The sequence below is a fragment of the Acinetobacter sp. UNC436CL71CviS28 genome, from assembly GCF_000620525.1.
In the GTDB taxonomy this organism is placed as follows: domain Bacteria; phylum Pseudomonadota; class Gammaproteobacteria; order Pseudomonadales; family Moraxellaceae; genus Acinetobacter; species Acinetobacter radioresistens.
Map to the genome: position 1 here is coordinate 1 of NZ_JIBB01000056.1, position 9916 is coordinate 9916.

Consider the following 9916-nt stretch of genomic DNA (forward strand, 5'->3'; position numbering starts at 1 on the left):
AAACGGATTTGGGCTGAGAAGAATTTAGCTCAAATTTAACCTGACAGGCACAATAAAAAATGGGTAACTGTCAGATCAGGTTTGAGCTAGTACACCCTCGAACGTTCCGACCAAGGCAGACAGAGTCACTGCCAGCAAGCCCACAGGCGCAGCCTGTGCCACGGTCCAGCCCTGACTCGCCATCAGTGCCGGTACAGCCAGAATGCCGCCACCAGCACCGGTTAAACCCAGCAAGCCACCGATGGCCAACCCTTCCAGTATTAACACCCACATAGCCACTGTTCCTCTCTTTGCTAATGCAATTAAACAAAAGACAAACCTTTTTGTTTAATCTTGAAACATGCCTATTTGAAGTAATTAAGCGGAAGTTTTAAATAAGAAACCCCATTCTGTTCTGGCGTTGGGAACTGTCCTGCTTTCATATTGATCTGAATCGAAGGCAGAATCAGCTTCGGCATGCTGAGTCCTGAATCCCGCTGGTTTCGCATCTGAGCAAATTCAGTTTTACTGACTCCCTCGTGAATATGGATATTCTGTGTTTTCTGAGCCTGAATAGTGGTTTCACACACATACGATTCACGTGTTTCAGGCAAATAGTCATGACATAAAAAGACCCGTGTATCTTCTGGGAGCTGATACAGGCTTTGTACCGAATCAAAAAGCTTTTCTGCACTACCTTTTGGAAAATCACAACGGGCCGTACCATAGTCCGGCATAAACAGCGTGTCGCCGACAAAGACTGCATCTTCAACCACATAGCTCAGGCAAGCAGGCGTATGCCCCGGTGTTGCTATGTTATAAACATCCAGCTCACCGATTTTGAAATGCTCACCATCTTCAAATAAATGATCAAATGGCTGACTAGCATTCACCTGCTTGAGATCCAGATTATAAATTGCAGCAAAGGTCTGCTGCACCACAGCGATTTTCTGGCTGATTGCAATTTTTCCGCCCAGTTCCTGTTTCAAATACTGGGCTGCAGTCAAGTGATCTGCATGAACATGGGTTTCCAAAATCCATTCCACGTCTAAAGTCTGTGCTTTGACATAGGCAATGATACGATCTGCCTGTGTGGTTGAAGTGGTTGCAGATGCCGCATCATAATCCAGCACACTGTCAATGATGGCACAGCGCTTTGTTATTGGATCGGATACCACGTAACTGAAGGTATTGGTCGCCTCGTCAAAAAAATCCTGTACCAGTGGGTGTTTTGCCATCGTTATTCTCCAGCCCATTTACGGTGCAGCAATACGCCAATCAACATCGCGATAATAAAATAGAAGACCTGGTAATGCCCCAGGCCAATCAAGGTGAAACTTGGTGCTGGACATACCCCAGCAATCCCCCAGCCGATACCAAACAACTGGCTGCCAATGATTAAGCGTGGATCAAGTTTTTGACTGGTGGGCAATACAATAGGTTCGTTAAATACGGTTTTCGGTGCTGCAGAACGCATGGCTTTTTGAAAGGGAATAAATGCCACGGCAATTGCACCCATCATCACAAAGGCCAGACTGGCATCCCAGTCACCAAACAGATCCAGGAAATCCAGCACTTTTTCCGGATTGGACATGCCTGAAACCATCAGTCCGACAGAAAAAAGAGCACCAAAAATAAAAGCTAAAATATTTTTCATTTTAAAATGCTCCAGTCACGTGACGAACAATATAAACAGTGACAAAACCAGCAAACATGAAACTCATGGTGGCCACGATGGAACGTTTAGACAAACGACTCATCCCGCAAATGCCATGACCGCTGGTACAGCCTGAACCTAAGCGGGTACCAAAGCCGACCAAGAGACCCGCAACCACCAGCATCAGCGGACTCGCATTCAATTCAATTTCTGGCTGAACAAACAGTCCATAGATAAATGGCACCGTGATTAAACCCGCCATGAACCAAATCGCAGATGTTTTAAACATCATTTTAGGATTCAGCACCTGTCCGATTAAGCCACTGATGCCTGCGATACGACCATGCACATACAGGTAACCAACGACCGATACACCGAGCATCAAACCGCCGAGAAAAGCAATCAGGAAATCATGCATAGCGAGTCTACTTAAGTTTATAATATATTTATTTATAATATATAATATATAATATTAATCAAGCACTCTGTGATATTCTTTCATAAATGATTTTTAACTATGCAGGACTGAAGGAGATCGTAATGAATACTGGAACTAATCAGGCTAAAATTGATTTTTCGGAAGTCGATATAGTCACAAACTACTTAAAAGTCTTATCAAATCCTGACCGCCTAAAAATTTTATGTGTCTTGGTAGAAGGCGAACTCAATGTACAGAAAATTGAGGAAAGCACTGATATTCATCAACCAACACTGTCCCAACAACTGACTGTACTGCGTAAAAATAATATGGTCAGCACTCGTCGTGAAGGTAAACAGATTTTCTATCAAGTATCTGACCCCAGAATCCTGACGATTATGCAAACCCTGCATCAGTTATATTGTGCTGCTTAAGCCTGTTTTTCACTCTAACTTGTACCATCGAGTGACTTTAACAAACTCATAATTCCTCAAGCTTTAACCTCAATATTCCTGCTCAAATCGGCTAAAGATAATGGCAATACAATCTATACAGCATTACCATTACTTTATTTATACGACAGTTGAAAATATGAACCTGATGACTTTATAAAGTTTTCCATCATTTAACAAAATACCTAAAATCTCATATCCACTTGCGAAATTTATTTCTCAAAAATTTCTTTCAGATCCTTTGGCATGCCTTGAGCAGATTTAAAAGTGCCCTTACTGTCTCGCCACACTATGGAAGGTGTTGAGAAAAATCCATATTTCTCCATTAACTCCTGATTAAAATCAATTTTTTTTGCAATCTCTTGAGGAATTTTATTTTCCGGTTTTAAACGTTTCTTGCCTTTATTCACGTTCATATCAGTAAAAACTGCTGCAGGATCTTTTGACATCAGTAAAGTGGCAACTTGGGCACGACTTTCTTCACGTATGACACCGACCTGAATATGGCGTAATTGTACTTTTCCAGACTTAACCCATGGACGCGCCTGCTGCCAAAACTTATGGCAGTAAGGGCAATTGGGATCCGAAAAGACATAGACTATGCGTGGAGCATTTTTTTGGCCATCCTGGATCCATGTAGCCTTTTCCAAGGTTTTCCAAACATTATCCAGAACCGCTTCTTTGGCATGTTTATTCATGAGATCAACAGAAAGATTGTCTCCTTTGGCATTGTATAAATCACCCAGAATGTAATATTTCTGGTCATTCGCAATAAATACGGTTCCAGGATGCTGATTGTTGTGTCCCACCCAGCCAGTCATTCCTGTGGGCGCAGGAATTTGTTGAATAAACTCAAATCCTTCCTGCTCAATCTGTTTTTTGATAGCGCTATTGGCGGAAGTCAATGTTGCACTACCTGCAAGCAGCATGGAAATGAGGATACGTTGTATCGATGTATTCATAAAAATTCACCAGAAAAATTAAGGTTGGATGGATATCTTTTTTAAATATTGCTGCAACATCGCAGGGCTCAATTCACCCATATGACGCTCTACCAACTGCCCCTGTGCATTGAAAAATAAAGTGCTTGGTAGTCCAAACATATTCATCTGTTGTGGTATTTCTCCATATGGATCAAGCAGTACATGTTTAAATTTAAGATCATAACGTCTTAAATAATCCTGTACGGTTACTTGATCTTCTCCCTGATTAAGCATGACGAAATTAATCCCGGGATATTGATTATGTGCCTGCTGTAAAACGGGCATTTCACGGTGACACGGTGAGCACCAACTGGCCCACATATTGATCACTGTTGGCTGCCCGATAAACTGCTTGAGTGGAACGTTCTCTGAGATTTCACCATGTTGAATTAAGGACGAAAAACTTGAATCCGGAAAATGGGTTTCCTGTTTCAAATTGTTTTGAAAAGCAATGCCAAGACTCAGCAGCAGCGTAAAAATAAAGATAAAAATAGCCTTGGATTTACCAGGCAGTCCTTTATTTTTCCAAAGAAAGTATGGGATAGCAGTAACAATACCCCCGATGAGATGGAATCCTTTGTCTTGGATCTTGAAGATGTCGAGAGGTGATGTGGAATAGGCATCCCAATGTAACAATACAAAAACGATTCTTGCCCCGATGAGCCCAATCAGGACACTGATCCATAAAGAATCCCGAAAAACCTGGATCACTGCTTTATCCCATCGGAGTTTGTTACTCACCATCTGGCCAATTATCGACACAGTCATCAATCCAATCAAAATAATGATTAATGTCCAGGGCAACATCAATGGTCCAAGGTGTAAGGCTTCAGATGAAATCATTCACGTTCGCCTGTCTGAAGTTGCTCAAGTCTTGCGAGTAACTGGGCTGCACTAAATGTTCCTGTCAGTCGAAGTTCACGTTGTTCCTGATGTGAGACATCCAGCATGATCATGGTTGGTGGTCCCAGAATCTGCCATTGCTTTAATAATTCATCCTGGCTTGAATGATAATTTGTGAGATCGAGCTTAATCCTTGCGATATTACGAAGAGCATCTTGTACATCTTCACGCGGCAAAACTTCATGCTCAATGGGCTGACAGGCCACACACCAGTCCGCATAAACATCGATAATGACTGTCTGACCTTTAAAGCGAGCAAGGGCGCTACTCAGTTCATCCTCAGTATTCACCTGTTGCCATGCCAAGATCTGCTCTGCTTGGGTCACACTCATTTGAGCTAGGGCATGGTTAATATGCCATGCTCCTCCTAAGGCAATCATAATGCTTAAAATCATCACCATAGCTTTGGCTATACTGCGAGATATATGAGGGAGTATTTTTAGCAAGCAATAGCCAGCAAGCAGGAGTAAAACCGCACCGAGTAAGATGAAATAGAGCACACTTGGAATTAACGGACGGATGAAATAAAGAGCAAGAGCCAGCATGACAAAGCCAAAGCTAAACTTAAGACGATCCATCCATAAGCCAGGTTTAGGTAAATATTGTGAACCAAACACTGAAGCAATAAATATGGGGAAACCAATACCCAGACCAAGCACAAATAAATAGCTTGCCCCCATCACGGGTTGATTCAACTGTGAAACAAATAATAATGCCCCGGCGAGTGGCGCACTCATACAGGGACCAACAATCAATGCTGCGATCATGCCCATCAATAAAGCACCTAGCAAGGTTCCGCCCTTTTGTCTTTGTTGCCACTGATCAAGGCGATGTAACACCCCTTGTGGCAATGACAAATGAAAAGCGCCAAATAAGTTAAATGCGAATACAGTGAATAGCAGTGCAAATAAGCCAATAAAAACTGGACTTTGAAACCATCGCTGAAAGCTATAACCTAGTTGTGCAACGGCTAGGCCCATCACGGCATACACGATGGCCAGCCCCAGAACAAAGGCTCCGGCAATAAATGCGGCCCGATAACCCGTTTTGCGCTGGACCAAAATACCCGAAAGGATAGGAATCAAAGGTAATGAACAGGGTAGAAAAGCCAATAAGATCCCAAGTCCTAAAAATACGAGCAAATTGACTAAAAGGTTCTGGTTGGATAATAGGTTAAAAAAGAATTGGTCATTATTCCATTGAGATTTAAGAGAGGCATTCGTCTGATCCTGTTGTATCTGAGGCTCTCTCTGGGTGCTTACTTCACTTGAGGCTTGTCTCTGCGATTCATCAGCGGCTTGTTCATCTTGTGGTACCGCTACCAGATTTTCAGGTTCTTCTACTGTGTTTTTATTCGTTGAATTTTCTGGTCCTAAAGCTGCCTTTTTTTGTTGTGCAACAGCTTGCTCAGATAACTGGGTTGGCACTAAAGTAGATGTTAAAGTTGATGTCACATTTAATAGTCTTTTACTCTCCGAGAATCTCTGGGTGGGCAATAATCCCTCGTCATCAGTTTGAATCGTAGTGCGTTGTACTGGATAGCATAAACCGCTTTCCGCACAGCCTTGCCACTGAATATTGAGTTGCTGATTAGGCTGTACCGGAATATGAGTATTGACTTGACCATAATGAACCTGGGTCCGCCCAAAGGTTGGATCATCTTTGTCTTGTGGTACTGGTAGGCTCAGTTTGAGTGCTTTCTGATCATGACTAACTTTGAGTTGATGATGATAGAGATAATAGCCATCGGCAATTTTCCATGTAAGTTCAGCACCCTCCTGACTGGTCGAGACTGCCTCAAACTGAAAGGCCTGATCAGGTGGCAAGAAATCAGCATGTGCTGTTCTTATTAAAACAGCTACCATTATCAAAAATATTCTCAACAACCACATCATCAATTTCAGCATCGTATTTAATGTTAGATGCCCTATTATTCAAAAACTAAAATTAAGAGAGCATTAACAGTAACAATCGCTTATAAAATAGATGAACAATCAATGGGAGTCCGCATGTTTGTCGTTTTGGTAGAAGATGATCCATATATTGCCCACAGTATTTGTGCGGCTTTGGATTTTTTAAATATTTCTGTCGAGCATGTCAGCACGGCAAGCGCGGCAGATTATTTTATCCGTCATAGCGCTGTTGATCTGTGCCTGCTCGATTTAGGATTGCCGGATCAGGATGGTTTGGAGTTACTTAGAAAATGGCGACAGGATCAGATTCATACACCGATACTTGTACTCACTGCGCGGATACAGACGCGGCAATGTATTGAAGCATTAAACTTAGGCGCTGATGACTATCTGACGAAACCATTTGAACTTGATGAGCTGGTTGCCCGTCTTCATGCTCTCACGCGTCGTCACCGCGGCTTTTCATCCAATGTTCTACAGTTTGAAGACTTAAGCTTAAATCGAGATACCCAAGAAGTATTTTATCAACATCAAGCGATCCAGCTTTCAAGGCGTGAATACAGTTTGCTTGAGACTTTGATGAGCCATCCCAATCAGATTCTGAAAAATGAGCAATTGCTCGACAAACTTTATGGGTATCAAGACAGCATCGAAAGTAATGCTTTAAATGTGCATATTTACCATTTAAGACAAAAATTAAATGCTGATTTTATTCAGACCATTCGTGGGGTCGGTTATATGTTTAAAGTGTCTGAATTATAACAGATGCGAAGCTATAGTTTGAAATGGCGTTTGGTCACAAGCTTATTGATGGTATTTCTTTGCCTGTGGAGTATTGTATTCGCCTGGTTGTATGTCGATCTGCAAAAACGCCTGCAAGATACCTTGGATCAACGACTTTCGGCTTCGGCACATATGGTCGCGCGTTTAATTCAACAACTCCCTATGAAAGCGATTAAAAACGAACTTATTCAACAAACCAATAAGTCTACCGATGCTGAAAATCTAATTGCTTGCGAAGTATCTTTATTCAGCTCAGATATTTCTGTGGGTCAACATGTTGTGGCAAAAACTCGAGGTGCGCCAGCTAACTTAAGTCAACAACAGCTTGGTTTTAGTACTTGGCAACAAAGTGAGATTGAGTGGCGTAGTTATGTGCTACGTAAAAATGATATCCAAGTTGTGGCTGCCGAACGTATGTTCTTACGCTATTCACTCCTACAGCAGATTCTGCAATCAGTGCTTATTCCACTAATTTTATCACTGCTTATCTGTATTACATTGATTATTTTGATAATACGTAAAGAATTTAAAAGTCTTGATACCATTGCACAGCATTTGAGCCTAAAAGAATTAACACTTGGTGACGCGGCCATATATTTAATAAATCTTGACCCCAAAAACATTCCGCAAGAGGTACAACCTTTTGTCGATAATTCAACTCAGTTGATCCAAAAATTGCACCATAGTTTGGAAAATGAAAAAGTCTTCACCGCATATGCTGCACATGAACTGCGTAGTCCTTTAACGGCAATCAAAACCCATGTACAACTTGCTCAACTCATCGCACAACAACAACATGCCGGGCACGATTTACAGGATAATCTTCAACAAGCCAATATAAACATCCGCAGATATGCACAATTACTTGAACAACTTTTAGCATTGACAGCTATAGATCAGGATACTGTTCAGAAATTAGAAGCCACGAATATTACATCTGTACTGCAACAAGTCATTGCAGATTTACACCCAGTCTACCCTGAGCTTGATCAAAGTCTGGATATCAATTGGGCAACTTTAACAAGTATTTATCTTCCTGATTTTGCGCTTTATACAGTACTTAAAAATCTTATTGAGAATGCAGCCTTACATGCACAAACAGATATTATTACTATCAAAATGCAGGATAGCTCACTTTTCATTCAAGATAATGGAAAAACTTTAAGTGAACATGAGCTGAAACTTTTGGGGCAACGTTTTTGGCGAAAGTCTGCAGAACAACCAGGGCATGGCTTGGGATTATCTTTGGTTAAAACAATTCTAAGCAAATATGATTATGATATTAAGTTTTACGGGACATATCCTCAGGGCTTAACTGTAGAAATTTCCCCCTCTTATTCTTTAGCTAATTAAAAGGACTAGGTATGTGTTTGTTTTCTTCTGCCTTATGTAATGGCCATTATGTTAAATGGAGTTTTATTAATTAAGCATGATCTAATACCCTAAAATTGAGTATGCAAAATGCAGAGTATTTACCATAGATTATTTATTTAAAGCTAAAGTTAAAACCTGACTTTTTTTCAATGAATGTTGATTGTAGTGGTCAACAAATATTGGACACAGTTTTAAGTTTTTGTTCAGCTGCAAAAGGGCTGATACCATTATTAAATTGATGTAGTCGTATCCGATTGTAGTATTCCATCAGATACAGCCCTATATCTAGTTTTGCTTCCTCAATTGAATGATAACCTAGTTTAGGAATCCACTCAGTCTTGAGACTTCTAAATAGTCGTTCTGTTGGAGCATTATCCCAACAGTTCCCTTTGCGACTCATACTTTGTTGTATGGCGTAACTTTTCAATCTCTGCCGAACTAGGAGGCTTTTATATTGGCTGCCTTGGTCGGAGTGAAATATAACTCCAGCTGGTTTACCTCTACGATGCCATGCTTCATCTAATGCCTTAAGCACTAAATGCTGATTTGCTTGTGCCGACATAGACCAACCAATCACTCGACGAGCATACAGATCAAGCACAACCGCAAGATAAGCCCAAGTCTTACCTGTCCAAATATATGTGATATCACTGCTCCGAACATGGTTGGGGTAAGCAGGTTTAAATTGTCTATTCAAAGTATTTGGTACAAGAATAGTTTCATCCACAGTGTTTTGATATCGATGCTTCTTTCGCTGTTTGGAAATAAGACCTGATTCACGCATCAGCTTACGTACCAAATAGCGCCCAATCTTAATCCCTTGATTCAACAGCATGTACCGCATACCACGACTACCGAGGGAACAACGACTTTGCTTAAATAGGCTATGGATCATGGCATTAAGCTTAGTACGATCTGAACTTCGGCTTTTACGTGTTGCACGATAATGATAGTAGCTTGAACGAAGTATACCAAATGCACGACAGAGTACTTTAACAGGGCTTAGCTTTCTTAATTGATCAATCAACGCATATGTTTGAATTCGTCTGACATTAAGAGAGCTGTAGCCTTTTTTAGAATCATCTTCTCCTGCTCAAGTTGATGAATACGAGTCTTAAGTTGTTGTATTTCTCTTTGTTCAGCCGTTAAAGCAGGCGTTGTTGGAGATTGGCCTGTTCGTTCAAATTGGAGTTGATCAACCCAACGTTTTAATGCTGTTTGTCCAATATCTAAAGCACGACAAGCTTGTGTAATTGAATAGCCTTGATTAAGTACAAGGCTTGCTGCTTCTAGTTTGAATTCTGGAGTGAATGTTCGTCTTGTTCTCATTGAGCACCTCTTTGGTGAATACATTATCACCGGCACTGTTGCAAATAACCACGAATGGTAAGCTGAAGACTGTTTTAGCTAAAGGTGCAGCATATGAATCCTTTCCATGGTCGGCATTTTCAGGG

Annotated in this window: 10 protein-coding genes and 1 pseudogene; 3 read left to right on the forward strand and 8 right to left on the reverse strand. The window is 41.1% G+C overall.

Features of this window, described 5'->3' with window-relative positions:
- Positions 1 to 90: 90 nt before the first annotated feature.
- The 4 genes and pseudogenes from N518_RS0114330 to N518_RS0114345 all read right to left on the reverse strand — a co-directional run.
- A pseudogene (locus N518_RS0114330) lies at positions 91 to 273 on the reverse strand (sulfite exporter TauE/SafE family protein); the annotation flags it as partial.
- A 71-nt stretch (positions 274 to 344) separates the two neighbouring features.
- Positions 345 to 1217 (reverse strand): MBL fold metallo-hydrolase, encoded by an 873-nt coding sequence (locus N518_RS0114335; RefSeq protein ID WP_026444431.1) that lies wholly within the window; start codon positions 1215 to 1217, stop codon positions 345 to 347.
- A gap of 2 nt (positions 1218 to 1219) precedes the next feature.
- Positions 1220 to 1636, reverse strand: coding sequence for a YeeE/YedE family protein (locus N518_RS0114340; RefSeq protein ID WP_026444432.1), 417 nt, complete (start codon positions 1634 to 1636; stop codon positions 1220 to 1222).
- Between the two features lies 1 nt (position 1637).
- Entirely contained in the window at positions 1638 to 2054 is a 417-nt protein-coding gene (locus tag N518_RS0114345; RefSeq protein WP_016165476.1) for a YeeE/YedE family protein, read from the reverse strand.
- A gap of 122 nt (positions 2055 to 2176) precedes the next feature.
- Here N518_RS0114345 and N518_RS0114350 point away from each other — a divergent pair, with 122 nt between their 5' ends.
- Positions 2177 to 2488, forward strand: a complete 312-nt coding sequence (locus N518_RS0114350) for an ArsR/SmtB family transcription factor (protein WP_016165477.1) — start codon at positions 2177 to 2179, stop codon at positions 2486 to 2488.
- A gap of 230 nt (positions 2489 to 2718) precedes the next feature.
- On the opposite strand, the gene dsbG is transcribed toward N518_RS0114350, so the two are convergent.
- Genes dsbG through dsbD form a run of 3 tightly spaced genes read right to left on the reverse strand, consistent with a single transcriptional unit; the run spans position 2719 to position 6257 of the window.
- Positions 2719 to 3468 (reverse strand): thiol:disulfide interchange protein DsbG, encoded by a 750-nt coding sequence (gene dsbG / locus N518_RS0114355; protein ID WP_005404983.1) that lies wholly within the window; start codon positions 3466 to 3468, stop codon positions 2719 to 2721.
- A gap of 18 nt (positions 3469 to 3486) precedes the next feature.
- On the reverse strand, positions 3487 to 4332 hold the full coding sequence (locus N518_RS0114360) for a TlpA disulfide reductase family protein (protein WP_026444433.1): 846 nt from the start codon (positions 4330 to 4332) through the stop codon (positions 3487 to 3489).
- Positions 4329 to 6257, reverse strand: coding sequence for a protein-disulfide reductase DsbD (dsbD, locus tag N518_RS0114365; protein ID WP_005404981.1), 1929 nt, complete (start codon positions 6255 to 6257; stop codon positions 4329 to 4331). Before dsbD ends, N518_RS0114360 begins: the two co-directional genes overlap by 4 nt.
- 144 nt (positions 6258 to 6401) lie before the next feature.
- Between dsbD and N518_RS0114370 the strand changes: the two genes are divergently transcribed.
- Both N518_RS0114370 and N518_RS0114375 read left to right on the forward strand, forming a co-directional pair.
- Positions 6402 to 7067 carry a response regulator transcription factor gene (locus N518_RS0114370; protein WP_026444435.1) on the forward strand — a complete coding sequence of 222 codons (666 nt, stop codon included), beginning with the start codon at positions 6402 to 6404 and terminating at the stop codon, positions 7065 to 7067.
- A 3-nt stretch (positions 7068 to 7070) separates the two neighbouring features.
- Entirely contained in the window at positions 7071 to 8441 is a 1371-nt protein-coding gene (locus N518_RS0114375) for a sensor histidine kinase (protein ID WP_005404979.1), read from the forward strand.
- Between the two features lie 190 nt (positions 8442 to 8631).
- Here N518_RS0114375 and N518_RS0114380 read toward each other — a convergent pair.
- Positions 8632 to 9791, reverse strand: a protein-coding gene (locus N518_RS0114380) for an IS3 family transposase (RefSeq protein WP_101235108.1) whose coding sequence is annotated in 2 segments (ribosomal slippage) — positions 8632 to 9539 and positions 9539 to 9791 — 1161 coding nt in all. Because the reading frame shifts where the segments join, the coding sequence is not laid out codon by codon here.
- Positions 9792 to 9916: the final 125 nt, after the last annotated feature.